Here is a 22,544-nt window from a genome sequence, read left to right on the forward strand (position 1 = left end):
GCCCTACTCGTGACCTGCCGGGCAATGGGTCTTGCGAGAATTGACGTTGGTTCCGTGCCGGATTGAGTCGTAATTGTTCTCAGACTGAGTGCCGTAGTAGAGATTCCCGATACTGTTGTTCGCAGGGTCGCCATCCTCATGGCAGACAACTTCCCCCTCTCCACGAGGCCCAAGGAACGTTTCCGCCACCAGCACATGCACCCTCACTACTGTTCCGCGGATGCCTGCCCTCCGGTAGCCGAGCGGATCGACTCCGAGTTTCAGCATCTTGGGGTAAGTCCAGGATTCATCAACTGGATGCTCTCCCCGAATCAGACGCGGATGCCCCCACACTCGACCGTGCGATGAAACCGAATATGCATCATCGGATGGCAGCTTCTTCCAGACCTCGCCGGAGTCGGTAGGAATCGGCAAATCCGACGGACGTTCGAGGGAGCCGCGCAACGCTTTTCGGTAGTGCGGATCGCACATGCCTCGGCGCTCGGAATTTCGTGTACATCCCTTGATGGAGCACTCTGGCGATCGTGCGGCCAATTCCTTGCGGTAGTGCTTGTCGCACTTCCTGGATCGACTGACGGGGGTTGAGCAGTTGGCGACGGAGCAGACACGGGTAGCCTTCATGGCAGCCCTCCTGAGATAGCAGGTGAGGTTAGGTCCCGGCTGAAGTGTTGGCGCACTTCGGTTGGGGCCGTTCTTGCATTCTAGCAGTTCAAGCATTGTTTTTGCTCCAACAGTCGGCGGTTGGGGCAACCTCGATGCGTGGTCGGGTGAGGGCGGTGAGGGTGATCGAGACGCCGGACGGTTCGTCTGGTTCGGCGATGCGTTTGGTGGCGTGGAGGGTGACGATGTGGGAGTCGTCGGTGATCCAGATGCCAGTGATGGCGTCGAATACGGCTCTGGTGAGCTTGTCGAGGTCTGGACGCTTCACGGCTGGCGGTGTGGGGCGTCGCTTTGCCGTCTGTTTAGGCCGTGGCATGACGAAATCGAGGTTTGCGCCTACTGGTCCCGGAGGGAGCATTCCGCCTCTCCTGCGGGCTTCTGAGGCGATTTCGGTTCGCCATGGTCCGACCGCTTTCGAGGACTCGAGCATTCGGCCGTTCCCGATGTGCCGCTTCGATCCCTGGGGTGCCGGTCGTCCTTCGACGAAGACGTGACGGTCAGTCATGCGATGCCTTTCTCGGCGAGGACGGATCTGACTTCGGCGGCACCGCGAGCGTTGCGCTCATCGGAATCCGGGTCGTGATCGCACACCCGGCGATTTCGGTACCCGGTGTCGTCGCACAGGTCGCACGCGTCGATCTCGGCTTTGCGGGCAGCTGCGACGGCATCGAGTTCCGCTCTCCGGAGTTCTGCCGCTCTTCTCGACTGCCGTTCAGTCCACCGCTCGTGCGCCTTCCGGAAGTTCGCGCACGGTCCGCATGGTGGCACTCGCACGTCCGCCGGCAGGTCGCGATGCTCGGTGCACCGGGATGGCGGCTCATGGTCAGGGTTCGTTGCCGATCCGGGGATGCTGGGTGTCTTCGTGGGATCGTCGTCGCGCGCGCACGCGTACTCCCCAACTTTCAACGCTGGGTCAGTACTTACAACCCCAACCTGAACCACAACCGACCCTTCCTCTAACCCTTCCGGGAAGGGTTCCGGGAAGGGTTCCGTTTCCCCAGGTCGCTGGAACCCTTCCGCTAAGGGTTCGGGTAACCCTTCCGGGAAGGGTTCCGGGAAGGGTTCGGCAAACCCTTCCGCTAACCCTTCGAGATGGGTTCGAGCCGCACCATTCAACGCAGCAATATCGTCCGCGACCTTGTCCGACTTCACTTCCGGCATCACCAACTGATCAAGCTCAGACGCAAGCACCGAAGCCAGCTTCGGAGACTCCACGTGAGCCAACGCCCGCAGAGCAGACTTCAGCACATTCGGCTGCCGCGCCACACCATCCGACCGCATGAACGTCCGAACCAACGTCTCCCCCGTATCCGGGTCGACGAACACGTACCGACGACGCTCCATACGGTTCAGGCGCACATGCATCTCAGCCTCAGACGGCACAGTCCCGCTCACATCACGCATAGCCCTCTGCCAGCGACGCATATTCATCGGCTGAACACCGGCGTAGTTCAACGCCGGCTGCCCGAGCAGCACCATGTACAGCCACTTGTCCCCCGAGTCCTGACAGGCGAAGTCGTCGTCGGTGAACATCGAGAACCACGCCTTCGCAAACTCTCTAGGCATCGGCGACCTCCATTGCGAGTAGCTGAACGCCGGCGGCGTACGCCTGCTGGGGGCAGACGCCGTTCCCGATGGCTCTTAGTTGCGCCTCGCGAGCCGCCGGTGCCGTGTATCCGGTCCAGATCGCCGGGTCTGTGATCCACCCGCCCGGCGGGCCCATCATCCACTCGGCAAAGCGTGCTGACAGTTCTGGAGTTCCGTTGGTGTTCAGCCCGGTCGGCGGTGGCGCCGGTCGGGTTATCTGCTCCCATCGATGAATGGCTGGTGCGTACTTTCCCCAGCGTTCAGGAGTGAAGTGATATTGCACCGAACCAAGGTCAGGTGACTTTCGGGCACGTTCGGAGGGGCAGTCTCCGCGCTGTCGCGCCCTGGGTGTCGGCAGGTATTCACCCTCAGCTGCGGCGACGGCGACACCGGGGAGGAGTAGTTCTTCGGACCTCGCCCCACCTCGACGCTTGTTCGTTCCGTTGGCGTTGCCGACAGTCGGGGTCGGAAGCAGGTCTAGAACATCGTCGGTTCGTCCACCTCTGGAAAGTGGACCGTGATCGCCGACAACGGCGGCGATTTCCGCCGCGCTTGCGCCGGGTTGTTCCGCGCCTTCTCCGAGTCTGCGACCGTCGGTGTCGGAAGGCGTGGCGAGGAGGAACACGCGCGCCCGATGGTGGGGGGCGCCAACGTCGGAAGCTCGTACAGTCGTCCACCTTGCGTCATACCCGATTTCGGCAAGGTCTCCGAGTACGCGACCGAGTGCCCGAAGATGTCCGTCTCCAGGGTTTCCCAGCGGTCCCGCGTCGGGGACCATGTCGCTCGCTGAATCGGCTGGTGCACTGAGAGCTCCTAAAACGTTCTCCCACAGCACATAGCTGGGGCGGAGTTGGTCGATGGCGTGACGCATGTTCACCCACAGGTTCGAGCGGGTACCTTCGGTCATTCCTGCGCGCTTGCCGGCCGCTGACAAGTCCTGGCAGGGTGAGCCGCCGGTGATGATGTCGACCGGTTCCACGCTGGACCAGTCAACGGTGGTGACATCGCCGTAGTTCGGTACGTCGGGCCAGTGGTGGGCGAGGATCTTCGATGGTGCCGTGTCGTACTCGACGTGCCATGCGACGGTGGCGCCGAACAGTTCCGCTGTCGCAAGATCCAGTCCGCCGTAGCCGCTGAAGAGTGATCCGATTCGCGGACTGTCGCCGGCCTTGCGCATCGCCGTCTTGTCGATGCTCATGCTGCACCGTCATCGAACAGTGTTGGCGTGGACATCTCGGCTTCGAGCGCGGTCAGGTTATCGACCGCGGCACGCCAGTACGACGGTTTGAGTTCGATTCCGATCGCGCGGCGGCCACGTTTCACCGACTGGTACAGCTCCGACCCGATCCCTCCGAACGGCGTGAGGACCAGCTCGCCGGGATTCGACCACAGTCGGACGCATCGGTCGATGAACCCGAGCTGCAGTGGCGCGATGTGGCGTTCGTCGGCCTGATCGCGGCCGGCGCGTGCGTTGAGGGTGTCGGACTCGCGGATGCCGTACCACACCGGGCAGATGTGGCCGTCCTCGGTGAGCCATCCGCCAGCGTGGATATCGGACCAGATCGGGGACGCCCACTCGATCCAGTCATCGTTGGTGACCTCACCGGAGGTGGTGTCGTGAGGGACGGGGACAGTGTTGTCGCCGGGCTTCTTGAAGATCAGCAGGTAGTCGGCGAGTGCGGGTCTGATGCGCATGCTGTCGCGGTTCTTCGACGCGAATGCGAGCTGCTGTGACTTGGTGCGGATCGACTGCGCCTGCGGGTCCTTCCAGATCGTGACCTCGCCGAAGAACACCCAGCCGACGGACTGGAACAGGCGGATGACGTCGCCGCGGAAGTCGGTGAGCCCGATGTATCCGTCGACGGCCTTCTTCGTCGCGACCTGCTGCACGTGGATGCACGCGTTGCGGCCCGGCTTGGTGACGCGCAGCTGGTGCTCGACGATGAACCGGTAGTGGTCGAGGAACTCGACGCGCGAGCTGCTGTTGCCGAGGTCCCGGACCGATGGCGAGTACGTGTATAGCGAGTCGAACGGGGGTGAGCACACTGACAGGTCGATCGAGTCGTCGGGGAGTTCGGCGAGGCGTTCGCAGGAGTCGCCGAGCAGCATCGACCAGTTGTCGCCGTGTGCTTCGTCGGTGACGTAGGGGGCGGTGTTCTCGGTCATGCGGCGTGGTCCTTTCGTGCGTGTTCGATGAGTGCGGCGGTGATGACGGACGCCTGCCGTTCCTTGCGTGCGACGTTGTCGGCGATCTGCGATTCGAGGTCCGACAGCACGATGTGGGCGTGGACTATCCGGGTCTGTCCGTAGCGGTAGCAGCGGCGGATCGCCTGGTAGTACTGCTCGTAGGAGTCGCCGAGGCCGACGAACGCCATGCGGGCGCAGTGTTGCCAGTTCATGCCCATCGACGCGATCGACGGTTTCGTGATCAGGACGCGGAAGTCGCCGTCCGCAAATCCGAGTAGCAGTCGGGCTTTCTCGTCCGGGTCGAGTGATCCGTGGACATTGACCGATCCGTGGATTGCGGCGGCGAGAGCATCGGCCTCGTCGTTCATGCCGACCCACAGCACCCATGGCTCATCGGGTTCTGCGGCAACGAGGCGTGCAGTCTCGGCGACGCGGGCGGCGAGAGTCTGCCGGCGCACTTGCGCTCTCCCAGACACTCCCCCGAGTTCTGTCGCGAACAGTTGCCCTTCGGATTCGATCTCCGCCTCGACGTAGTGAGGCATGATCTCGAGCCCTGGGAGGTCGTATCCGTCATCACTGCCGCCGATGTCGGACGGTCGGCGGATCGCGACAGCCCAGGTCGACATCCAGTCGATCATCGGGCGCAGTGCATGCCCCTTGAGTCGGTATCCGCCAGCGTTGATCTGATCGTGGACGAAGTACGCGGCCAGCATGTGGTTGCGGGCCATGCGACCGAGGAACTCGGCCTGGTTGGTGAGTTCTTCAGGGTCATTCGGTGCCGGTGTAGCCGAGCATGCGAGACGGGCTGGTACGTCGGAGAAGTGCTCGATGAGCATGGTGCGGGTCTTGCCGGTGGACTGCTTCAGGATCGATGATTCATCGAGTGCTACGGCGTCGATCAGATCTGGGTTGATTGACTCGACTCGCTCGTAGTTGGTGACCCAGATTCCGGGGCTGGTGATGTCCGATCCGTCGCGGACGTACTCCGCGGTGATGCCGAGCTTGGCGGCTTCCCGTACGGTCTGGGCGCACACCGCGAGCGGCGCCACGATGAGCGATGTGGGGCCGGACAGTCTCGCCCATTCGATCATCATGAATGTCTTTCCGAGCCCGGTGTCGGCCCAGATTGCGGCGCGCTGGGTGCGTGTTGCCCATGCGACTAGGTCACGCTGCCATGGATGCAGTTTCGAGTTCACGCGATTCGGTGTGACGTCAGGTCCGCCACGTGTGGAGACTGCCGTCTTAGCGTTGATGAAATCGTTGTAGTCGTCCATCGTTTCGCGGCCCATGCGGCCGGCCGCCAGCAAGTCTTGTGGTCTCATGCTGCTTCCGCCTTTCGTTTGGCGTGGTGTCCGTAGCCGGGGAACCGCTTCTGGATGGTGCGGCGTGCGACACCGATACGCTCGGCGACCCGGTTGTAGGAGGCACCATCACGCAGCATGCGTTCGGCGGTGGCAAGGTCAGCGGCACTCCACTCGTGGCGCGGCTTCATGCGGTTCAGTCGAGCCTGGCGATCCCTCTCGGCTTTCGCTCGCCGCTGCTGCTCGAGTTCGTAGTCGCGGCCACGCTGCAACTCCGGCAGACCGGTGCGCTTGTTGAAGTACTTGCGTTCGGTTTCGGTGACCATCGCCGTCAACGACTGCCACTCCTTGAGTTGAGCTTTCGTGCCTTTCGCTTCGGGGTAGTGGCGGGTGATCCAGGCGGCCGGGACGCCGATGGTGGCGGCGATTTCGCCGGGTGGGCATTCGTCGGCGATCAGCATGGTGATGGTGCGGTGCTCGTCAGGGGTGAACTCACGTCTGGTCACGCGGGTCGTCCTTCCAGTGCGGGTTGGTGGGTGTAGACGGGTCGCCCATCGCGGTCGTGGTCGGTGATGGTGGCGATCGTCGGGGTGTGGATGGTGAGGCGGACACCGTCGTCGTGCTTCCAGACGACGGCCGTATCCATTGCGGGGTTTCGCGAGTGGATGATGCGGATTTCGTCGGGTTGGCATGCGCGGGCGAGAGTGCACGCGGTGGTGACTGTTACGGTGCGCCGGCGTTCGGTGTGGCCTTCGACGACGACGTGCGTAGCGCCGATGCCGCGTAGCCATGCCCGGAGTTCGCGTGTCTTCGATGGCTTCCTGGTCACGATGTGCCGCCGAGGTGCTGGTCTGCCCATGCGCGGATCTGGCCGATCGGGATGGCGACCGACAGGGATTCGACGACTCCGAGGTGAGGTACCGGGATTTCGATGTACACCCAGTTGTCGGTGCGGTCGATTTCGACGTCCTGCTCGGTTTGGGATATCTGTGGTGCGCCGGCGATCGTGAGACCGGTCGCACACCCAGAGATACGGCTCATGCGAGGGGTTCCTGTCGGTGGTGCGCGTTAGTGTGCGCGGGTGAGTGAGGTGTCGTCAGCGCGGCCAGAAGGTCTGCGACCATCCGCCGGTAGGTGTCGTCGGGGTACGCCGGAGACACGCGGACAGACCTCGCGTAGTCGATCGTGCCGATCATGGACTTGGCGCGATCGATCACTTGCTTCTGAGCCTCACGCCACGTCGCGGCGACGTGTGCGCGATGATCACCCTCGTCGTCGAACCAGGTGCCGCAATGGCAGAGGATGAGGTGGGCGTCCTCCTCGCCGGGATTGACGGATGCGTGCGCGGCTAGGTGCTGTTCGAGCGTGATCATGCCGCACCGCCGTCCGACTCCAGGGCGGGTCGCCAACCAGCGTCCACGAGCACCACCGCAATCCCGCGAGCGTCGCGACGCCAACTTTCCGTGATGGACTCCCACCGCTTGCCCACGCCCCGCACCGTGAGCCGCGCCGCCTGTTCGATCAGCTTCTCCCGCTCAGCCTCCGCAGCAGCCTTCTCCTGCGCGGCCCGGTGCTCGGCTTCGAGGCGATCGGCGGCATGTGCGGTCGCGCCGATGATCCGGTCGATGTAGATGCGATCCACTGCGAGGTGATTCGGGGAGCATCGGCGCAGCACCCGGTTGACGAACCGCAGGTGCTCGGGATTGCTCGCGTCTGCGTCTGTCGCCGTCGGGTTCAGTTCGGGGCGTGCGGCGAGGACGAGGTCAACGACAGCGCGAATAGCGGATTCGACGCTGTCAATGCTCACGATTCGAATGCGGGCAATGTCAATCGCCTGCTGGTACAGGTCTTCGGTGGTGGTCATGCGGAAAGTCCTTCCGTAGAGGTGTTCATGCCGAGATAGCGGGTCGCAGTCGACAGTGAGATTTGGAGGCGTTCAGCGATCTCCGAGACCCTCATCCCCTGATCCCGCAAATGCCGGGCAGCGGTCGCATTCAGACGCATCCTGGTCACCGGAGGGATCTCCGGTCGGCCACCCTTCGCGATGTGGTATAGGCGTTGCACCTGTGATCGGCGTTTCGATCCGTACCCCGACAGTGGGACCGACGCCCACACGCCGACCGTGTCCGGACGCTCCAACGCCTTCTGTGCGCACGCCTGCACCATCGGGCACGACACACAGATGTCACGTGCCTGCTGCTGCTCCGCGTAGTCAGTCGAAAACCACAGTTCTGGGTCATGTTCGCGGCACGCGGCGATCATGATGCAGCCTCCTCGACAGTCTCGGCGTCCAGGACGTCCTCGAGCGTCGCCTGCGCCTCCTCCAGCGACGGTTCCGGCGCGTTCGACGCCAGAGCATCCACCCTGGCGGCACACAATGCCTGCAGGTCAGCAACCTTCTCCGGGTCATGCTCGCCCCACCGCTTCGCGAGATAGTCCGCAGTCCTCGTCAACCACCCCACATCATCGGAGGCGGCGATCTTGTCGGCCAGATCAGCCGGGATCGGAGGCACCCGAGGAACCTGCTCAGACACCACCGGCGTCGGCGCCGGCCGATCCTGCTGCATCTCCAACACTTCCTCCGGCGTGTACTTCAGACCGCCCATCACCTCAGGGCATGCCAGCCGCACACACTCCGAGATGGCACGCCAGCGGAGCATCGTCGCCGGGTCCTTCTCCCAATGACCGCGGCCCCACAGCTTCGCCTGCCGGGCCTTCGTCTCATCCCACCGTGAACGGTGCGTGAAGTCGGGGTCGTCAGCTCGGACGATCTCGCACACAGCCGTTCCGTCGTCCTCATTCCAGGCGCGGACACGGTGGCCGGCGGCGCGGGCGAGGGACGCCATCAGCGACGCGGACGGTGACGGCGTACCCGAGATCACGTTGATCTCGTTGATGGCGACGATCGGTTTGATGCCGAGCGCTTCGCCGTATTCGATGGCGGCGAGGACGTTGGCGGGTTGCTGCTTGTACGCCTGCGGCAACAGCCCCGCCTGCGCGAGCGCCTTCGCGTACTCCATCTTGGAGTGGAGGCTTTCGCCGCCGCTGCTCTGAACGATTTCGGTGGACATCACAGTCCCTTTCATGCGGCCCATGAGGGCAAGTCGATGGTGTGAATCTCGTTCCCGTGACCGGGCCACTCGCCAGTCAGCTCGCACACCGCGAACCGCTCCAACGCCAACCGGTTCAACTCCCGGCCACGATCGATGGCGGCATCCGACAGACGGCACACAGACACCAGGTGCGGGGCGACGACCGACACCACAACGAACACGAAATCCGTCACCGTGACACCACACTCAGTGAGGCCATCCATGTACCAAGCCGCCTGAGCGTGGTAGCCGTACTCGGCGACCGACTTCGCGAACTTGCGCGGATCGGCGTCCTGCGTCGTCTTCACATCGACCGCCACATCGGGGCGGAGGTAGTCGACACGGCCGCGGCAGCGGACACCAGACCACGAATCCGCCCAATACAGGGACACCTCCGGCGCACCGCCCGAGATCAGTCCGGCAGCAGTCTCATGCAAGCGGAAGGACTCGACGACCCTTTCGGCGCGCCGCCACTCCTTCTCCAGCACCGGGACCTCACCGGCCTCGCGGGCAGCATCACGCTTCTCGCGGGCTGCCTTCGTCCGCCAATCATCAGCCTCGATCACCCGGATATCGGCGCCCTTACTGAGGATCATCTTGTGGACGAGGTGCCCGAAGTCGAACTCCTTCTTGTCGGGGCGGCCGTTGAGCTGCTCGTGCCGGAACTCGGCCGGCGTGCGGGTCGCGAGGGTGCGCGCACCGGTGGACGACAGGGTCGTCAGGTCTCCGTGGTAGGAGTTCTCGTCGAGGTCGTGGATCAGACCTGAACGCTCGAATGTGGTGGTCATGCGGATTCCTTCGTGACAGCCCACGGATCGGGGCCGGGATGGTGGTGGATGGTGATGGGGCGGCAGATGCAGTACTCGCGGCCGCAGTCCTCGCACCAGGAGCGGCCCTGCACGCGCGGACAAAACGACTCATGACGCCCCAAGCTGTGGGGGCCGGCAGCGCACCGGCACGGCAGACGGCGGCTCATCGGTTGATCCAGCGGATAACCCACCGCAACTGCGGCGGCATACGAGACGGATCGACATCCTCGGCTTCGAGACGACCCGCAACAACCCCGCACACCAAAACAGTCAGGCCGAGGAGGATCAAGATCATGCTGTTAGTGAGCATCAGGTGTACTCCTTTCGGTGAGGTCCGGTCCCTGCCCCATCCCCTCTCAGGGCAGGGACCGGAAGTGCTTAGGCGGTCAGGCCGAGGGCTTCGCGGAGTCCGGCGGTCGGGACGCTGTAGCGGCCGCCGATGCGGATGACGCGGCACGGGAACGTTCCGTTCTTTGCGGCTTCGTAGGCGAGCGTCTTGCTGATGCCGAATGCGCGGGCCGCGGTTACGATGTCTGTGGCGACGCCCAGCTCGTCTAGTTCTTCCGGAGTCATCGCCGCTCCCCCTGTGTCGTGGCATCGGTGATGACGTGCGCGTAGTGCAGGAGCTGCTCGGCGATCTTCCGCGCATCGGGTGCAGTCATCTGCGCGGTGATGAGCGTCTGCCCGTCCGGTGCCGTCTCTATGAGGCGAACGACTCGGCCGTGCGGACCGAATCCGGCTTCGGTGTACAGTTCCCGCCCGGATGCGGCGTCGAAGCAACGCGTGTCGTACGTCGGGGCGCTCATGCCGGCACCGGGGTTTCCGTGCGCACGAACTCGAGCAGAGCTTCGAGGACAGCCTCAGAAGACTCGCCCTCGGAGCCGCGGACCTGGACATACGCCCACTCGCGATTGGAGTTCTCCACGTGCGAGCAGAAGATGCGGTCGAGGGCGTATCCGGACTCGGCGTAGACGTCGTGAGCGAGGTTGGACGCTTCGGCGATCCACCGGTCGTACACCCGTCCGAGTCGGACGATGGGCTGCTTTCCGTCTGCGGCGATCGCAGCGTCGACGATCGCCGCGGCCAGGGTGTCGATGCTCATTCGTGACCTCCTGCGGGTCGGAAGTGGCCGGAGAGTGCTCCGAAGTGGGCGAGAGAGTTGGCGAGCGTTCGGGCGGCCGCGCCCTCGACCGAGTACGGGCCGATCTCGAACTTCCATCCGGTCAGACCGTCGTCGACATACACGGACCGGAGCGGAACGCGGACGAACGAGTCGGTCTCGTCGATGCGCATCGGGATAGCGATCTCGTGCTGGACGTGACGGGTGGCGTCGCCGTCAACGCCCCGGTCCGGGTGGTCGGTGTCGAAGGTCGGGAAGGTCATGCCTGGACCTCCAACTGCGGGTCGGCGTAGTAGTCGGTCCAGACCTGCTCGAGCAGATCGCGGTCGGCTTCCGTGTACGCGAGGACGTCGCGCGTCTGACCGTTCGACAAGGTGAGCGGGTACTTCCCCGGCTCGACGCCGTGGCGTTCGATGTATGCGGCCTTGCAACGCTTCCCGAACACGCCGGCGATCGACTTCATGCGCTTCTCGCCGAGGTTCTTCTCCTTCAGAAAGTCCTTGGAGTAGAGCGGTCGTCTGTCCTCATCCAGTTCGGCGTTCTCGCCCATGCCGCGCGCGAGGATGACGCGGGCCTTCGCTTCGAGGTGATCGGGGTGGATGAGTCCCTGCGCGGCCTGGCACAGTTCCATCTGCGCTCGGGCCTGGAATATCGCGGCGTTGATCTGATGCTCGGTGGCGCGCGGGTTGATCGTCGCGCCCTTGTGGAAGTAGGCGTCGAGGGCGTCGGCGGCTTCGGACTGGTAGGCCCGGAGTTCGGCGCGCTTGTCGGCGCGGACGCGGTTCTCGTCGAGGGTGGCGAGCCACATCGTCAACGTCCGGCGATCGATGCCGACGACTTCGCGGCGCTGAGTGTCGCCCGGAAGCTGCATGGTGAAATTCGCCATGCAGGTCCACGACTTACCTTTGAGCTTCGCGAGCTGGCTCGACCAGTCGAGGCCGAAGTGTTCGACGATGGGCTTCATTGCGACGAACTTCTTGCCGTCGGTGTAGAGCGGCAGTGACGATCCGGGAACCCGGACCTCGACTGCGGTATCCTGAGTGTGCATTTGAATCTCCTTCTTGTGCTTGGCCCGTACCTGTGTCCGCAGGTGCGGGCCGTTTCTTATGCCGACTTTCGGGTGATCGCAGGCCCGTTTCGATTGCTGCCTGTCCAGTCGGCAATCACTTTCTCCACGAAAAGAACGCACTGAGGCACGCCCAGCTCGTCCGCGATCTTCGGGGCCACTTCGATGTCGCAGTTCTTCCGGGCGCCGCGTCGCAGGTGCGCGATGGTTGAAGTGTCGACGCCGACCTTCGCAGCGAGCTTCACATTCGACACGTTGCGGTACCGCATGTACTCGTCCAACAGTTCGTGGCTGATGAGCTGGACCGTGAGTCGCGGTCGGGATCGCTTGCTCATTTCACCTCCTCGGTGATTGTTGATTGGCCGTTCGCCAATCACTGTAACCATCGACGGTGACGGGCGCAAGCGCTTTCTCGAACCAGACGCTGCATGAACTGGAACTACACGTTCGTAGTTCGTAACTGCGACGGTTACAGTTGGACTGTCAATCGACCAGGCCGACATGGGAGTCTTCCGAGGTGAGTGCACTATCCGACCGCCTGAACGAAGCACGCGGAGACCGTTCCGTACGCGAGATCGGGCGGGCCGCGAACAAGGTCAACGGAACCGGCGAAAGCACGGTGATCCCCTACTTCAACGGGAAGCACGGGACACCATCACTGCCGGTACTGACCGCACTCGCTGATGTGCTGGACGTGCCGCTATCCGAACTCCGGACAGCAGCCGGACTCCCCGCCGGGGAACGCCTGCCCTACAAGCCGCCCGCCGAGGCCGACTTGCTCAGCAGGAGTCAGCGCACCGCCCTCGACGCGCTCATCAAGAGCATCGTCGAAACGCGAGGAGCCGACCATGACGCTGACACCAAACCTGCCTCTGACGCTGATCGTCCGCCGGCCTCGGGAACACCGCGCGAAACGCACCAAGGCAAGAAGAACAACGTCATGGACTTGAAGCCGGATGATTCAAGCCGCAGGACTCGACGCGGGCGCGACTTCACCGCAGACCCCATCGTCGAGCTGCCGCACGCATCCGACGACCGCGGGCCAGAGGACGAAGGTGAGGCCGAGCGTGAACGGCGACTACAGGACCAGCAGGGCGAGGAGCCGCAGGACGGTGATGAGTGAGCAGGGACGTCTACGTCTACGTCGACGAGACCGGCGACCGAGGGACATCAGGGTCCGCTAGTCCCATCTTCGGGATGGCCGCAGTGATCGTCGACGAGGACGGCGCGAAGCTTCTCCAGGCAGTCGTGCAGAAGCTCAGAGTGGCGTTCAAGGTCCCAGACGGCGAGGTCCTGTCATGGAAGCGCTACGTCAAGAACCATGACCGACGGAAGTATGCAGCTCAACTGTTGAGCAAGCTGAATGGAGTGCACGTCTGCTACGTCTGGGCGCACAAGGACGAGTTGCGCGAGGGCAGCTACCGCGACGACGGCAAGCGGTTCTACAACTGGGTCGCCTACCGCACCTACAAGGCGGCCATCTGGACGGCGAAGTATGAGTACGGCGCGGACGCCCGCGTTCACTTCCGCTTCGGCCATGTGAAGGGCTTCGATCACGGGCCAGGAAAGGCGTACATCGAGAAAGAATCGCAGGCCGACCCGAAGGTGCCCGACCATATGCAAGAGTCGCTGAGGTGGGTGTCTGCCGATCGGTATGCCGAGAGTCAAGCTGCGGATCTGTATGGCGGATTCTTGTCTGCGGCGATCTGGCCGCAGGGAAGCTTCGGCATGACTGAGTCGATGTACCTGAAGATGGCGTGGCCAGCGATCCGGAAAGGCCCGAACGGGTGCGCCATCCCGCTGGGACTATTCGCGATGCCGGACTACAGCCTGGCAACTGAGTCTGACTGGTTCCCGTGCGGCGAGTGCCCTAAGAAGGCGAGACGGATCGCCTAGGGCCTCCAGGGGCCGATCCACTTAAGGAGTGCGATAGCAGCACCGCGGGCTTACCCTGGCAGGCTCTAGCCGATCCGTCACCCTGACCCTAACCCACGCTCCTGACATTCCTGTGCACATTTGGCCAATATCACACATCGAATGACATCGGTGTAGTTCCTGGTCAGGATCAGTTTCTGTCAGAGGCTCGTGATTGGGTGCCCGGTATGTACCACCCATGGCGACACGCGCGAGACCTCGGAATCACCATCGAGTTCGTCCCCGGCCTCAGACCCCGAGGCACCTACGCCGCCGGACTCATCCAGATCCGCGCCGGCCTCTCCCAACGCGAACGCCGCGTCGTCCTCGCCCACGAAATCGTGCACTGCGAGCGAGGCGACGACGGCATCGCATGCTCCCGCTGGCACCTCCAGAAGCAAGAACGCCTCGTGCACATCGAGGCCGCGCGGCGACTGCTCCCCATCGAGGAGATCGCGGCCGTCCAATGCGAACCCGACCCCGCCGTCGCACTGTGGGTCGACGAGTACACGCTCGCGCTGCGCATGCACTACCTGACCGACGCCGAGCGCGACCAGCTCGACGTCGACGAGTGGAGGATCGCATGATCGACGACGACCGACGCCTGCTCGACTTCGCGGCACGCACCTACCGAGACCGCGGCGCCCACGCCGACGCCGTCCGCACCGAACTCGGCCTCAGCGTCACCCGCTACTGGCAACGAATCGGGAGACTCCTCGACAACCCCGAAGCACTCGCCCACAACCCAACACTCACAAACCGGCTCCGCCGCATCACCAGGAGATAGCCCACATGGCACGCCCACCACTCCCCCTCGGCACATGGGGCACCATCACCCGCACCGAAGTCTCACCCGGACGATGGCGGGCCCGCGCCAAGTACCGCGACTGGGACGGCCGCACCCGACCCGTCGAACGGTTCGGGAAGACCGGTGCCGCCGCCGAACGCGCCCTGAAGGAAGCACTCCGCGACCGCGCCAAACCAACAGACGACATCAGCGACATCACCCGCGACACCACCCTCACTGACCTCGCTGCCCTCTGGATCACCAAACGCGAAGCCGAAGGCAAACTCGCCCAAGGGACGATCGACAACTACAACGAGATCATCGATACCGTGATAGTTCCTGCGGTCGGCGCCGTCCGAGTCGGCGAAGCCACAGTCGGACGCCTTGACGCTTTCATCCGGGCTGTCGAATCCCCGAACTATGCGCGCCTCGCTAGGGTCGTGCTGTCGGGGATGATGAAGCTCGCTGCCCAGCACGACGCCATCACGCACAATCCGGTGGCCGATACGACGCGCCGCACCGCGGACCCAAAGCCGCCGCGAGCCCTCACAATCGCCGAGCTGCAGCAGTTGCGAGTGCGGATCGCGACGTGGTCTGGCGGCAATGCTCGCGGTGGCCCTCCACGTGGCCTCGACTTCCCCGACCTCGCCGACTGTCTCGTCGGGTCCGGTGGCCGCATATCTGAGGTCCTAGCGTTTCAGAAGTCGGCGATCCAGTGGGCTGACGGAGATACCCCGGCGATGATCCGCATCACCGGGAAGGTCGACAAGCGTGGGGTCTTCGTGCCGCAGGCGAAGAGTGACGGAGCAATGCAGTGGCTGCCGATGCCAGACTTCATGGTCGCCGCGGTGAAGCGCCAGATCGCCCGGAACCTCCCAACTGACGAGCTTGGCCTACTGTTCCCGTCGCGCACCGGTGGGCCTCGGCGTACGTCGAACATCCGGCGGCAGTTGCGTGCTGCGCGGTCGACCATCGTCTACGACGAGAACGGGGAACCTGACGGTCCCGAGGATCTGTTCGACTGGGTGACACCGCACGTGTTCCGGAAGACGGTCGCGACGATCATCGAGGGCGTTGAGGGTATGGATGCGGCTGCTGGGCAGCTCGGTCACTCGTCTCCGGAGATCACGCGCCGGCACTATGTGCAGCGGGCGAAGGTCGCTGCCGATATGCGGCATGCGCTGAATCAGTTGGCTCCGGTGCGACCTGTTTCGGGTGGGTTTCAGGTGGGTGAGACGAAGAAAGGCCCCCTCCCGGATTCCCGGAAGGGGGCCTGATCTGCGATTGGTGGTGCGCGCAAAGGGATTCGAACCCCTGACCGCTGGTGATGGTGAGAATTTTCTGCTTGTTCCGCGAGGTGTCGTTGACCTGCTGTGATTCCCGACTGGCAGCCGGATGAATGCCGGATTCTGCCGTCTGTTCCGCCATGTTTCGAGAGTTTCGGGTGGGTAAAGGGTGGGTGTTCGCGAGCCTATGACCGCCACTCCATCACCGGTCGTCCTGCTCCGTCGCGCCTCCCCTGCCACTCGTACGTCGCGTCGTCACCGAGGTCTGGTGGCCCGCCGTCGACGCTCGGGGTGAGAACTGGCAGTCGTAGCGTCTCGTCTGGGTCGGCGTCGATGGTGCGGCCGTCGTGGGGTCCGCCGTACAGGGTGACGAGCATGCGGAGAAGTGTCGCACGAGTAGTCCGTTCGGGTGATTCACTGCCGTATGTGTAAACCGTATTGACAGCACGTGTCGCGTCTGGTTACATAGTTGTCAACAGGGATTACAACCACCACCAAGGAGCAGGACATGGACGCCGCCAGCGACAAGCAGATCGACTACATCAAGAGCCTTCAGGATGAGTTCGCCTACCTCGCCGACTACGACTCCGCACCCGACCAGCGCGCAGTCGTCCGCGGATGGGGCATGGAGCGCGCCGTCGCAGAGCTCAAGGACGCCAAGCGCGACATCCCGAGCCTCGTCGCCGCCGGCGTCGAAGTGAGCAGCGAGATGCGCAAGCAGATCAAGGCCAACCTCAAGGCCCGCGCCGCCGAGATCGAGGCCGAGCTCGCCGAGCAGCGCGCGAAGGCTTATGACGCCAAGCTCTCCGCTCTGTCCGCCCCCGTCGAGGGCCTGTCGAAGGATGCGGCGGCCGAGCTGATTGAAATCCTCAAGTTCATGTGACCACCACGACCACCCGACAGGAGACCTCTCATGCGTGACCCGATCACCCGCCGCGACGTCGTCGCCCTCGTCGAGCAGTCCCTCGGCGCCGACGCCGCCAGCTACGACGTCGACCAGATCGTCGACACCCTCACCGACCGCCACGGACTCGACGCCGCGATGGAAGCCGACGACTTCTGGGAGGTCGTCCTCGCCCACACGCTCACGCCCGAGCCGACCCGCACCGTGCAGGAGCAGGTGTGGCCGCTGGTGCAGGCCGCGATGGGGCGCACCGCGGAGTGGACCTCCGATGAGGGCGTCACGGTGCAGATCACCGGCATGTCGCCGGTGTCTCCAGTCCTTCCGCAGCCGCTCGCCCGCGCCGATGTCACCGGCGGCACGGCACCGGTCCATCTGGCCGGCGATGACCTGACGTGGGAGTCGCTGACGGCCGCAGTCGATGGAGCCCGCGCGGACATCGACGCGATCCGCGGTGACGTCGAGCGTGAGCTGCGCGCATCCGGCACAGAGTATGAGCAGGCCGCGCAGCGTATGAGCCGCGCCGAGACCCGGCGTCATCAGGCGATCCGCGCGGCGGCGAAAGCCGGGGTGTCGGCGGCGCGGATCGGTGAGTTGTGCGGACTGTCCCGCCAGCGTGTGCACCGGATCCTGAAATCTGGCACCACTGGGTAGCGTCCGGCTATAGTGAAGTCTCCCCACGAGAGTGGGGATGATCCGTGAGTACTTGCGTTCGGCAAGCTCTCGATATGGATCAGATAGTCGTGTTCCCCACCTCGGTGGGGATGATCCGTGAGTGGCTGTGTTCGGCAGACTAGCGCTACGGATCACACGGCAGTGCTCCCCACGTGAGTGGGGATACGACGAAAGGCCCCCGACCTCGAGAGGTCGGGGGCCTTCGCACTGCGCGGCGGGGTCTAGTCGAACGTGAACTTCGGGGTGACGTCGACCGACACCGGTCCGGTGCCGTTGACGATGATCGACGAGTCGAGCTGCTCACCGCGCAGGAACGTACTGCCGTTCCAGATTCCGTAGTGGGAGACGGTCTTACCCGCTGGCACCAGTAGCGGGACCGCGGAGCCCTGCACCTGCGATTCGGTGCCGTTGTCGGTGGCTGCGGCCCACGTCGTCGTACCGGATGCCGGGGTGGTCGCGATGAGGCCGGCACCGGTGGTGCCGGGGTCGGACTCGTGGAAGGTGATCTTCGCGCCGAGACTGGCGATGAGGTCGGCGATCTGCTTGCGGTGCGCGGCGGTTTTCGCCATGTCAGGTGTCCTTCTCTCGTGAGGTCCGTCCGGGGCTGCTGATGCAGGTCTCGGATCGGTCGATGGTGATGGTGCGGTCGGATGCGATGCGGATGACGTCGGCGAGGAACTCGAACGCGGGCGCGGCCGGGTCTGCGAACGGTGTGTAGTCGTAGTCGATGTGGTCGAGGGTGATGAGCAGCCCGGTATCGGTGTCGGTGGTCGCGGTGATCTGGGAGCCGAGCGGGACGATCAGCCGATCCGGGACTCGCGCGGGCAGGGTGATCTGCATCAGTACTCCTGCCTGGCGATGATCCAGACTCGGCCCGCGCCGCCGGCGCCGCCGCGGGTCCGGTTGCCGAATACGCCGCCGTTACCGCCGGCGCCGGCGCCGCCGGGCGCGCTCGCGGCACCACCGTTTCCGGTGCCGGATGCGCCGCCGGTGTACGTGGTGCCCGCGTAGGTGAAATCTGGGACCGGGCGACCGTTCTGGTAGTCGCCGGTCCCAGACCCGCCCACGCCTTGCGCGAATACCACGACGTTCGTGCCGCTGCTGTAGCTCACCGCGCTTGCTGTGCCGGGGTTCGGCCCGCCGTAGTCCGAGTTCGGCGCCTTCGCACCTCCTGCTCCGACCGTGACCGAGAGCGCCGACGTCTCGAACGGGATTCGGCTCGTGGACATCCACTCGTTCAGCCGGACGACGGTCTTCCCAGCCCAGGTGCCGGGGATGCCGCCCTTGCCCGCGCCGTAGAGCGTGCCCGACCCAGACTGTCCCGACGCGCCGCCGCCGATCACGACGAAATCCAGGTGCGTACACCATCCGGGTACCGGGTAGGAGAAGGTGCCGGGCTGGTCATAGACGGTGATCTCCGGTGCGTGCACCGAGAACCGACCCGCCGCACCATCCGACGCATGGCCGACTGTCGGCGGCCCGGACAGGTGCGCGCGCAGAGCAGCACGGTCCCGGCTGCGAGCGTGACCGGTGCCCGTGAGGTGCCAGCGGATCATTGCGTCCGCGCGATCGACACCGTGCGAGCGGCCCGTGCCGGTCAGATGCGCCACGAGCGCGGCGCCGTCGACCACCGCGGCCGCGCCGCTGCCGGTCAGGTGAGCGCGCAGTGCAGCGGCGTCGAGGGCGCGGCTCTCGTCAGTGCCGGTCAGATGCGCCTGCAGCGCTGCCGCATCGTGACTGGAGAACTCCGAGGCCAGTGCGGCGGCGAGTCGAGCGCGCGTCCAACCCTGCACCGGATCGGCCGCTTGTGGGCCGGTGTCGCCGATCCAGCCCTGCGCGGGGGCTGCTGGTGCGGGGCGTGTGGGTGACCAGGTCACGGTCCGGCGAATCCGATGCGGCAGACCTCGACGTCGATCGGGTCGGGGTCAGGGATGTCGTCGGTCGGCGCGGGAGTCTCTTGCCTGGTGCCGACGAGGGTGATCCATGTCGACGGCAGGCCGGCTTCCCCGCCGCTGCCGCGCTCGACGGTGAACTCAACGCCGGGGAGGTCGTCGAGGGTGAAGGTGGTTGCGGACATCTATCCGACCTTTCTGCCAGTGAAGGAGGCTGAGGGTGCACCGGAGACTCCGGTGATCCGAGACCGGCCCTGCATCGCGCGGTTGTTGGTCGTGGAGCGGGTGCCGTCGACGTCGACGACTGCTGCGCCGGGCATGATCGGCGACGACGCCGAGACGCCGGGCCGAACGACTTGCCCTGCGGCGAGATAGATCGTGGTCGAGACGCCGGCCATCATCGGTCCAGCGACCGCGGCGCCGTCGACATAGAGCACCCACGGTGAGGCGTGCCATGCGTTCGCGACGTGAGCGACACCCATCATCTGTGTCGTGGTCTGGTTCGATGTGTTCGCTTCGCTGTCGCGGTGGATGCCTGTCGACGCGATCTCATACCAGCCGTCTGAGGTGATCGTGACCTGGCCTGTGCCGAGGTCCGATACGGTGACGCCGACACCGAGGTCGTTGACGTTGTAGAAACCGGACGGCATCGGAGCCTGCTCGCCGTGATTGACCGCGAGCGCGACCTCGTTGCCCGATCCGCGGCGCAGCCGCCAACCCGGCGTCGTCACTGTCGCCCCCGGCGGCGCCCAGTCCGCCATAGCGAACGCGGCGACACGGTACGAGTCGTCGCGGTACGTGAACGGGAACGAGTAGTACTCATTCCGCTGCTGCGAGAATCCGGCCCGCCGGTACGCCGCCCCCTTCGCGACCGACGCCGACCCGTCCGTGTAGGACGCCCGGACGATGCCGTTGACCAGCACATAATAGGTGTCTCCTGTCGCTCGAAACCGCACCAGATCGCCCTCCCGGACCTGGGTCGCGATCTGCGTGAACTGGAAGTGATTCCACGTCGTGCCCGACCTGGTGAACCGTCCGATGTCGATCCGATTGGATCGGACCCGCGCGAACGCGCCGACCGCCATCGCATCGTCGACCCTCAGGTACAGGCCCGTATCCCAGTCCTGTCCGTACCGGCCGCGCGGACCCAAGACCACCGACGTCGACTGCGTGTCAGACGCGAATGCGCCCGCTGCTCGAGCCCACCAGTGCCCGAGCCCCTGCGACTCCGCGATCCCGACATGCCCCTGATCGCCACGGATCGCGAGCCCGGCACTGAGCGGCCAGTCACCAGACGGCAGCGAGGCACCATCCGCGCCAGAGAAGATCGTCGACCACGTGTACCCGTCGAAGCCCTCCGGCGTCTGGCCGTTGTTGGTGATCTCCTGGAGCTGCGTCTGCGCACTCATCGCGATCTCGCGAGCCGTACCCGCTAGACCGAAGATGTTGGCGATCGTGTCGAAAACGTCCTTGACGATGCCCTCGCCGACCGCGATTCCACCCGATACCGCCGAGGTGATGTTGCCGGCGATGTTCGTCGTGATCGACTGAGCCGCGGCCCACCCATCCTTGAACTCCTGCACGACACCGTTGATCGCAGTGACCGCGCCACCAGCGACGATCGATGCGATCTGGTCGAGCATCGTCAAGAACTCGCCGAGGTCATCGACGAGACCTGCGATCCACTGCTGAGGCAGCGACGCGGTCGGCTTCGTCAGCGATGCGTCATCCCACCACACCTGCCCCGCCGAGACACCAGCGTCGACGACGAGGGCGAGGCACACCGTCTCGACACCCGACGGCGTCGACATCTCGCCCGAGAGCTTCGACCAGCCACCAGCCGCAGCAGGCGCCACAACCGCCCCAACCTCAGACGTCGACACAAGAGACTCGCCGTTGTACCAGCGCGCCACCAGACGAATACCCGCACCACTACCCGCGGCCACACCCGCCCACTTCGCATACACCGACGCCGCGACCTTCTGACCCTCAGCAACCTGCACCGGCGTCGAGAGCTGCATCCCTGCGACACCGGTGCAGTCGTAGCGCGCCGCGCCCGGCGACGTCCGGCCGACGTCCGGGTCGTACACCCAGCCGTCGCCCTCGACGATCGACACCGCGCCGTCGAACGCCCCGTTCGCCAGGAGATTCGGGACAGTCGGAGCGAGCAACCCGATCGGGATCACGCCCGAGAGCAGGTTCCCGATGAAGTCAGCCGCCGCGGGGATCGCGCCGACGATGTTGTCGATGATCTCCTCGATGGTGTCCCAGTCTTCGGGGTCGCCACCGGTCAGCTCGGCAGCAATCCGCGCGAACGGGCTGAGGAAGACCTTCTCGAGCTGCTGCATCGGATTCGCCGGCGGGCGGGTGAGATTGCGACGGATACCACCCGTTGCGCCGGGAAGTTGATTCCAGGGCGTGCCATTCTCCGAGAGAGGCGGTGTGCTCACAGGTACTCCTCCAGATCGTCCGGTACAGAAGGAAGCTGATAGGTCGGGTCGATGCGCAGTACGACGGCACGGAGGATTCGGATATGTGCGAGCGCGGCGAAGAACCTCTTCGTCATGATCGCGAGCTTGCGGTCGAGGCTGTCGACGCGCGTTGTCAGCTCACTGTGATCCTCCGAGAGGGAGTCGTACGCGGCCGCGAGGCGCTTGATCTCGCGGTCCTGCCGCTCCCATGCCGCCGACAACGACAGATCTGCGCGGCCCTCCGGGGTCCGCGACTGCCGATGCCGGGCATACGCACCCAACCATCCCGGCACCCGCGACATGATCGCCGACCCCAACGCCGGCCGACCGAAAGCAACGATGATGATGAGGGCGACCCACCACGGGGTGCCGATGGGTAGGTCACCTACGGTCATGCACGGCTCCGCATCTGCTGTGTGTATCCCCTCGCTAGACCCCAGTAGGCGACCGCGAAAATCGTGGTGATCGCCGGGGAGCGGACGCCGTCAAGCCACGGATTGTCGACCACCGCAAGCCACTGCCCCAACGCCAACAGTCCGTAGGTGGCGCCACCGAGACGGAGCCCGGCGATCGCAGTCCGCGGCCACCGCATCGCGAACCCCCACACCGTCACCACACCGACCACCGCGCAGATCGCACCCCACACCTCGAGCGGCATCATCTGCTCCACCACGCTCAGCGACAGAGTCGGCGGCTGGATGTCTGGTGTGAGGTAGTCCCAGGCCCGGAGGATCGCCTCGATCGGGACGGCGAGGATGACGAGCATCCGGGACCGCTCCGGCATCAGCGGCACCCA

The 22,544-nt window shown here is 64.9% G+C and carries 36 protein-coding genes; 7 read left to right on the plus strand and 29 right to left on the minus strand.

Annotated features, from left to right (window positions below):
* Positions 1-3: 3 nt before the first annotated feature.
* The 21 genes from P5P27_RS20795 to P5P27_RS12040 form a co-directional block, all read right to left on the minus strand.
* The gene (locus tag P5P27_RS20795) at positions 4-717 is read right to left on the minus strand and encodes an HNH endonuclease signature motif containing protein (protein ID WP_423201236.1); all 714 of its coding nucleotides are present in this window, start codon (positions 715-717) and stop codon (positions 4-6) included.
* Positions 710-1,165, minus strand: coding sequence for a RusA family crossover junction endodeoxyribonuclease (locus tag P5P27_RS11950; RefSeq protein WP_278124141.1), 456 nt, complete (start codon positions 1,163-1,165; stop codon positions 710-712). Before P5P27_RS11950 ends, P5P27_RS20795 begins: the two co-directional genes overlap by 8 nt.
* Positions 1,162-2,226, minus strand: a complete 1,065-nt coding sequence (locus tag P5P27_RS11955) for a hypothetical protein (protein WP_278124143.1) — start codon at positions 2,224-2,226, stop codon at positions 1,162-1,164. Before P5P27_RS11955 ends, P5P27_RS11950 begins: the two co-directional genes overlap by 4 nt.
* Positions 2,219-3,445 (minus strand): DNA cytosine methyltransferase, encoded by a 1,227-nt coding sequence (locus P5P27_RS11960; protein ID WP_278124144.1) that lies wholly within the window; start codon positions 3,443-3,445, stop codon positions 2,219-2,221. The genes P5P27_RS11955 and P5P27_RS11960 overlap by 8 nt, the downstream gene beginning before the upstream one ends.
* The gene (locus P5P27_RS11965; RefSeq protein WP_278124146.1) at positions 3,442-4,413 is read right to left on the minus strand and encodes a DNA-methyltransferase; all 972 of its coding nucleotides are present in this window, start codon (positions 4,411-4,413) and stop codon (positions 3,442-3,444) included. The genes P5P27_RS11960 and P5P27_RS11965 overlap by 4 nt, the downstream gene beginning before the upstream one ends.
* Entirely contained in the window at positions 4,410-5,756 is a 1,347-nt protein-coding gene (locus tag P5P27_RS11970; RefSeq protein ID WP_278124148.1) for a helicase-related protein, read from the minus strand. The genes P5P27_RS11965 and P5P27_RS11970 overlap by 4 nt, the downstream gene beginning before the upstream one ends.
* Entirely contained in the window at positions 5,753-6,196 is a 444-nt protein-coding gene (locus P5P27_RS11975; protein WP_278124150.1) for a hypothetical protein, read from the minus strand. The genes P5P27_RS11970 and P5P27_RS11975 overlap by 4 nt, the downstream gene beginning before the upstream one ends.
* A gap of 41 nt (positions 6,197-6,237) precedes the next feature.
* Positions 6,238-6,564, minus strand: coding sequence for a hypothetical protein (locus P5P27_RS11980; protein WP_156479485.1), 327 nt, complete (start codon positions 6,562-6,564; stop codon positions 6,238-6,240).
* The gene (locus P5P27_RS11985; protein WP_278124153.1) at positions 6,561-6,776 is read right to left on the minus strand and encodes a hypothetical protein; all 216 of its coding nucleotides are present in this window, start codon (positions 6,774-6,776) and stop codon (positions 6,561-6,563) included. The genes P5P27_RS11980 and P5P27_RS11985 overlap by 4 nt, the downstream gene beginning before the upstream one ends.
* Positions 6,773-7,108 carry a hypothetical protein gene (locus P5P27_RS11990; protein ID WP_278124155.1) on the minus strand — a complete coding sequence of 112 codons (336 nt, stop codon included), beginning with the start codon at positions 7,106-7,108 and terminating at the stop codon, positions 6,773-6,775. Before P5P27_RS11990 ends, P5P27_RS11985 begins: the two co-directional genes overlap by 4 nt.
* Positions 7,105-7,599, minus strand: a complete 495-nt coding sequence (locus P5P27_RS11995) for a hypothetical protein (RefSeq protein WP_278124156.1) — start codon at positions 7,597-7,599, stop codon at positions 7,105-7,107. Before P5P27_RS11995 ends, P5P27_RS11990 begins: the two co-directional genes overlap by 4 nt.
* Positions 7,596-7,997 (minus strand): WhiB family transcriptional regulator, encoded by a 402-nt coding sequence (locus tag P5P27_RS20800; RefSeq protein ID WP_423201237.1) that lies wholly within the window; start codon positions 7,995-7,997, stop codon positions 7,596-7,598. The genes P5P27_RS11995 and P5P27_RS20800 overlap by 4 nt, the downstream gene beginning before the upstream one ends.
* On the minus strand, positions 7,994-8,806 hold the full coding sequence (locus tag P5P27_RS12000) for a recombinase RecT (RefSeq protein WP_278124158.1): 813 nt from the start codon (positions 8,804-8,806) through the stop codon (positions 7,994-7,996). The genes P5P27_RS20800 and P5P27_RS12000 overlap by 4 nt, the downstream gene beginning before the upstream one ends.
* Positions 8,807-8,817: 11 nt before the next feature.
* On the minus strand, positions 8,818-9,615 hold the full coding sequence (locus P5P27_RS12005; protein WP_278124159.1) for a PD-(D/E)XK nuclease-like domain-containing protein: 798 nt from the start codon (positions 9,613-9,615) through the stop codon (positions 8,818-8,820).
* Positions 9,616-9,799: 184 nt separating this feature from the next.
* Positions 9,800-9,946 (minus strand): hypothetical protein, encoded by a 147-nt coding sequence (locus P5P27_RS12010; RefSeq protein WP_157225319.1) that lies wholly within the window; start codon positions 9,944-9,946, stop codon positions 9,800-9,802.
* Positions 9,947-10,014: 68 nt separating this feature from the next.
* The gene (locus P5P27_RS12015) at positions 10,015-10,209 is read right to left on the minus strand and encodes a DNA-binding protein (RefSeq protein ID WP_278124162.1); all 195 of its coding nucleotides are present in this window, start codon (positions 10,207-10,209) and stop codon (positions 10,015-10,017) included.
* Complete coding sequence (locus P5P27_RS12020) at positions 10,206-10,442, minus strand: hypothetical protein (RefSeq protein WP_278124163.1); 237 nt, start codon at positions 10,440-10,442, stop codon at positions 10,206-10,208. The genes P5P27_RS12015 and P5P27_RS12020 overlap by 4 nt, the downstream gene beginning before the upstream one ends.
* Positions 10,439-10,738, minus strand: a complete 300-nt coding sequence (locus P5P27_RS12025) for a hypothetical protein (protein ID WP_278124165.1) — start codon at positions 10,736-10,738, stop codon at positions 10,439-10,441. The genes P5P27_RS12020 and P5P27_RS12025 overlap by 4 nt, the downstream gene beginning before the upstream one ends.
* The gene (locus tag P5P27_RS12030; protein ID WP_278124167.1) at positions 10,735-11,019 is read right to left on the minus strand and encodes a hypothetical protein; all 285 of its coding nucleotides are present in this window, start codon (positions 11,017-11,019) and stop codon (positions 10,735-10,737) included. Before P5P27_RS12030 ends, P5P27_RS12025 begins: the two co-directional genes overlap by 4 nt.
* Complete coding sequence (locus tag P5P27_RS12035) at positions 11,016-11,804, minus strand: phage antirepressor N-terminal domain-containing protein (RefSeq protein WP_278124169.1); 789 nt, start codon at positions 11,802-11,804, stop codon at positions 11,016-11,018. The genes P5P27_RS12030 and P5P27_RS12035 overlap by 4 nt, the downstream gene beginning before the upstream one ends.
* A gap of 56 nt (positions 11,805-11,860) precedes the next feature.
* Positions 11,861-12,157 (minus strand): helix-turn-helix domain-containing protein, encoded by a 297-nt coding sequence (locus P5P27_RS12040; RefSeq protein ID WP_278124171.1) that lies wholly within the window; start codon positions 12,155-12,157, stop codon positions 11,861-11,863.
* Positions 12,158-12,339: 182 nt separating this feature from the next.
* Between P5P27_RS12040 and P5P27_RS12045 the strand changes: the two genes are divergently transcribed.
* The 5 genes from P5P27_RS12045 to P5P27_RS12065 all read left to right on the plus strand — a co-directional run bounded on the left by P5P27_RS12045 (position 12,340) and on the right by P5P27_RS12065 (position 15,800).
* On the plus strand, positions 12,340-12,945 hold the full coding sequence (locus P5P27_RS12045) for a helix-turn-helix domain-containing protein (protein WP_278124173.1): 606 nt from the start codon (positions 12,340-12,342) through the stop codon (positions 12,943-12,945).
* Positions 12,942-13,718, plus strand: a complete 777-nt coding sequence (locus tag P5P27_RS12050) for a DUF3800 domain-containing protein (protein ID WP_278124175.1) — start codon at positions 12,942-12,944, stop codon at positions 13,716-13,718. Before P5P27_RS12045 ends, P5P27_RS12050 begins: the two co-directional genes overlap by 4 nt.
* Positions 13,719-13,924: 206 nt before the next feature.
* On the plus strand, positions 13,925-14,323 hold the full coding sequence (locus P5P27_RS12055) for a M78 family metallopeptidase domain-containing protein (RefSeq protein WP_278124177.1): 399 nt from the start codon (positions 13,925-13,927) through the stop codon (positions 14,321-14,323).
* Positions 14,320-14,523, plus strand: a complete 204-nt coding sequence (locus P5P27_RS12060; RefSeq protein ID WP_278124179.1) for a DUF3263 domain-containing protein — start codon at positions 14,320-14,322, stop codon at positions 14,521-14,523. Before P5P27_RS12055 ends, P5P27_RS12060 begins: the two co-directional genes overlap by 4 nt.
* Positions 14,524-14,528: 5 nt before the next feature.
* Positions 14,529-15,800, plus strand: coding sequence for a tyrosine-type recombinase/integrase (locus P5P27_RS12065; protein ID WP_278124181.1), 1,272 nt, complete (start codon positions 14,529-14,531; stop codon positions 15,798-15,800).
* Positions 15,801-15,994: 194 nt separating this feature from the next.
* Here the strand turns inward: P5P27_RS12065 and P5P27_RS12070 are convergent, their stop codons facing one another.
* A complete protein-coding gene (locus P5P27_RS12070; RefSeq protein ID WP_278124101.1) occupies positions 15,995-16,186 on the minus strand; it encodes a hypothetical protein in 192 nt (63 codons plus the stop codon).
* 131 nt (positions 16,187-16,317) lie between these two features.
* On the opposite strand from P5P27_RS12070, the gene P5P27_RS12075 reads away from it, so the two are divergent.
* Positions 16,318-16,692, plus strand: a complete 375-nt coding sequence (locus P5P27_RS12075) for a hypothetical protein (RefSeq protein ID WP_278124102.1) — start codon at positions 16,318-16,320, stop codon at positions 16,690-16,692.
* A gap of 30 nt (positions 16,693-16,722) precedes the next feature.
* A complete protein-coding gene (locus P5P27_RS12080; protein ID WP_278124103.1) occupies positions 16,723-17,364 on the plus strand; it encodes a helix-turn-helix domain-containing protein in 642 nt (213 codons plus the stop codon).
* A 242-nt stretch (positions 17,365-17,606) separates the two neighbouring features.
* Here P5P27_RS12080 and P5P27_RS12085 read toward each other — a convergent pair whose 3' ends face one another.
* Genes P5P27_RS12085 through P5P27_RS12115 form a run of 7 tightly spaced genes read right to left on the minus strand, consistent with a single transcriptional unit; the run spans position 17,607 to position 22,532 of the window.
* Positions 17,607-17,954 (minus strand): hypothetical protein, encoded by a 348-nt coding sequence (locus tag P5P27_RS12085; RefSeq protein WP_278124105.1) that lies wholly within the window; start codon positions 17,952-17,954, stop codon positions 17,607-17,609.
* 1 nt (position 17,955) lies between these two features.
* Complete coding sequence (locus P5P27_RS12090) at positions 17,956-18,225, minus strand: DUF7233 domain-containing protein (RefSeq protein WP_278124107.1); 270 nt, start codon at positions 18,223-18,225, stop codon at positions 17,956-17,958.
* On the minus strand, positions 18,225-19,262 hold the full coding sequence (locus tag P5P27_RS12095; protein WP_278124108.1) for a glycine-rich domain-containing protein: 1,038 nt from the start codon (positions 19,260-19,262) through the stop codon (positions 18,225-18,227). Before P5P27_RS12095 ends, P5P27_RS12090 begins: the two co-directional genes overlap by 1 nt.
* Positions 19,259-19,462, minus strand: coding sequence for a hypothetical protein (locus tag P5P27_RS12100; RefSeq protein WP_278124110.1), 204 nt, complete (start codon positions 19,460-19,462; stop codon positions 19,259-19,261). Before P5P27_RS12100 ends, P5P27_RS12095 begins: the two co-directional genes overlap by 4 nt.
* The gene (locus tag P5P27_RS12105) at positions 19,463-21,727 is read right to left on the minus strand and encodes a hypothetical protein (protein ID WP_278124112.1); all 2,265 of its coding nucleotides are present in this window, start codon (positions 21,725-21,727) and stop codon (positions 19,463-19,465) included.
* Positions 21,724-22,143 (minus strand): hypothetical protein, encoded by a 420-nt coding sequence (locus P5P27_RS12110; RefSeq protein WP_278124113.1) that lies wholly within the window; start codon positions 22,141-22,143, stop codon positions 21,724-21,726. The genes P5P27_RS12105 and P5P27_RS12110 overlap by 4 nt, the downstream gene beginning before the upstream one ends.
* A complete protein-coding gene (locus P5P27_RS12115; RefSeq protein WP_278124114.1) occupies positions 22,140-22,532 on the minus strand; it encodes a hypothetical protein in 393 nt (130 codons plus the stop codon). Before P5P27_RS12115 ends, P5P27_RS12110 begins: the two co-directional genes overlap by 4 nt.
* Between the last annotated feature and the right edge of the window lie 12 nt (positions 22,533-22,544).

Source organism: Gordonia sihwensis (assembly GCF_029632925.1).
Classification (GTDB): domain Bacteria; phylum Actinomycetota; class Actinomycetes; order Mycobacteriales; family Mycobacteriaceae; genus Gordonia; species Gordonia sihwensis.

Excerpts from the sequence above, each read along its gene's own strand:
- P5P27_RS20795 (WP_423201236.1), bottom strand. The coding sequence starts at position 717 with ATGCTTGAACTGCTAGAATGCAAGAACGGCCCCAACCGAAGTGCGCCA.
- P5P27_RS11950 (WP_278124141.1), bottom strand. The coding sequence starts at position 1,165 with ATGACTGACCGTCACGTCTTCGTCGAAGGACGACCGGCACCCCAGGGA.
- P5P27_RS11955 (WP_278124143.1), bottom strand. The coding sequence starts at position 2,226 with ATGCCTAGAGAGTTTGCGAAGGCGTGGTTCTCGATGTTCACCGACGAC.
- P5P27_RS11960 (WP_278124144.1), bottom strand. The coding sequence starts at position 3,445 with ATGAGCATCGACAAGACGGCGATGCGCAAGGCCGGCGACAGTCCGCGA.
- P5P27_RS11965 (WP_278124146.1), bottom strand. The coding sequence starts at position 4,413 with ATGACCGAGAACACCGCCCCCTACGTCACCGACGAAGCACACGGCGAC.
- P5P27_RS11970 (WP_278124148.1), bottom strand. The coding sequence starts at position 5,756 with ATGAGACCACAAGACTTGCTGGCGGCCGGCCGCATGGGCCGCGAAACG.
- P5P27_RS11975 (WP_278124150.1), bottom strand. The coding sequence starts at position 6,196 with ATGCTGATCGCCGACGAATGCCCACCCGGCGAAATCGCCGCCACCATC.
- P5P27_RS11985 (WP_278124153.1), bottom strand. The coding sequence starts at position 6,776 with ATGAGCCGTATCTCTGGGTGTGCGACCGGTCTCACGATCGCCGGCGCA.
- P5P27_RS11990 (WP_278124155.1), bottom strand. The coding sequence starts at position 7,108 with ATGATCACGCTCGAACAGCACCTAGCCGCGCACGCATCCGTCAATCCC.
- P5P27_RS11995 (WP_278124156.1), bottom strand. The coding sequence starts at position 7,599 with ATGACCACCACCGAAGACCTGTACCAGCAGGCGATTGACATTGCCCGC.
- P5P27_RS20800 (WP_423201237.1), bottom strand. The coding sequence starts at position 7,997 with ATGATCGCCGCGTGCCGCGAACATGACCCAGAACTGTGGTTTTCGACT.
- P5P27_RS12000 (WP_278124158.1), bottom strand. The coding sequence starts at position 8,806 with ATGTCCACCGAAATCGTTCAGAGCAGCGGCGGCGAAAGCCTCCACTCC.
- P5P27_RS12005 (WP_278124159.1), bottom strand. The coding sequence starts at position 9,615 with ATGACCACCACATTCGAGCGTTCAGGTCTGATCCACGACCTCGACGAG.
- P5P27_RS12010 (WP_157225319.1), bottom strand. The coding sequence starts at position 9,946 with ATGCTCACTAACAGCATGATCTTGATCCTCCTCGGCCTGACTGTTTTG.
- P5P27_RS12015 (WP_278124162.1), bottom strand. The coding sequence starts at position 10,209 with ATGACTCCGGAAGAACTAGACGAGCTGGGCGTCGCCACAGACATCGTA.
- P5P27_RS12020 (WP_278124163.1), bottom strand. The coding sequence starts at position 10,442 with ATGAGCGCCCCGACGTACGACACGCGTTGCTTCGACGCCGCATCCGGG.
- P5P27_RS12025 (WP_278124165.1), bottom strand. The coding sequence starts at position 10,738 with ATGAGCATCGACACCCTGGCCGCGGCGATCGTCGACGCTGCGATCGCC.
- P5P27_RS12030 (WP_278124167.1), bottom strand. The coding sequence starts at position 11,019 with ATGACCTTCCCGACCTTCGACACCGACCACCCGGACCGGGGCGTTGAC.
- P5P27_RS12035 (WP_278124169.1), bottom strand. The coding sequence starts at position 11,804 with ATGCACACTCAGGATACCGCAGTCGAGGTCCGGGTTCCCGGATCGTCA.
- P5P27_RS12040 (WP_278124171.1), bottom strand. The coding sequence starts at position 12,157 with ATGAGCAAGCGATCCCGACCGCGACTCACGGTCCAGCTCATCAGCCAC.
- P5P27_RS12055 (WP_278124177.1), top strand. The coding sequence starts at position 13,925 with ATGTACCACCCATGGCGACACGCGCGAGACCTCGGAATCACCATCGAG.
- P5P27_RS12060 (WP_278124179.1), top strand. The coding sequence starts at position 14,320 with ATGATCGACGACGACCGACGCCTGCTCGACTTCGCGGCACGCACCTAC.
- P5P27_RS12065 (WP_278124181.1), top strand. The coding sequence starts at position 14,529 with ATGGCACGCCCACCACTCCCCCTCGGCACATGGGGCACCATCACCCGC.
- P5P27_RS12070 (WP_278124101.1), bottom strand. The coding sequence starts at position 16,186 with ATGCTCGTCACCCTGTACGGCGGACCCCACGACGGCCGCACCATCGAC.
- P5P27_RS12075 (WP_278124102.1), top strand. The coding sequence starts at position 16,318 with ATGGACGCCGCCAGCGACAAGCAGATCGACTACATCAAGAGCCTTCAG.
- P5P27_RS12080 (WP_278124103.1), top strand. The coding sequence starts at position 16,723 with ATGCGTGACCCGATCACCCGCCGCGACGTCGTCGCCCTCGTCGAGCAG.
- P5P27_RS12085 (WP_278124105.1), bottom strand. The coding sequence starts at position 17,954 with ATGGCGAAAACCGCCGCGCACCGCAAGCAGATCGCCGACCTCATCGCC.
- P5P27_RS12090 (WP_278124107.1), bottom strand. The coding sequence starts at position 18,225 with ATGCAGATCACCCTGCCCGCGCGAGTCCCGGATCGGCTGATCGTCCCG.
- P5P27_RS12100 (WP_278124110.1), bottom strand. The coding sequence starts at position 19,462 with ATGTCCGCAACCACCTTCACCCTCGACGACCTCCCCGGCGTTGAGTTC.
- P5P27_RS12110 (WP_278124113.1), bottom strand. The coding sequence starts at position 22,143 with ATGACCGTAGGTGACCTACCCATCGGCACCCCGTGGTGGGTCGCCCTC.
- P5P27_RS12115 (WP_278124114.1), bottom strand. The coding sequence starts at position 22,532 with ATGCCGGAGCGGTCCCGGATGCTCGTCATCCTCGCCGTCCCGATCGAG.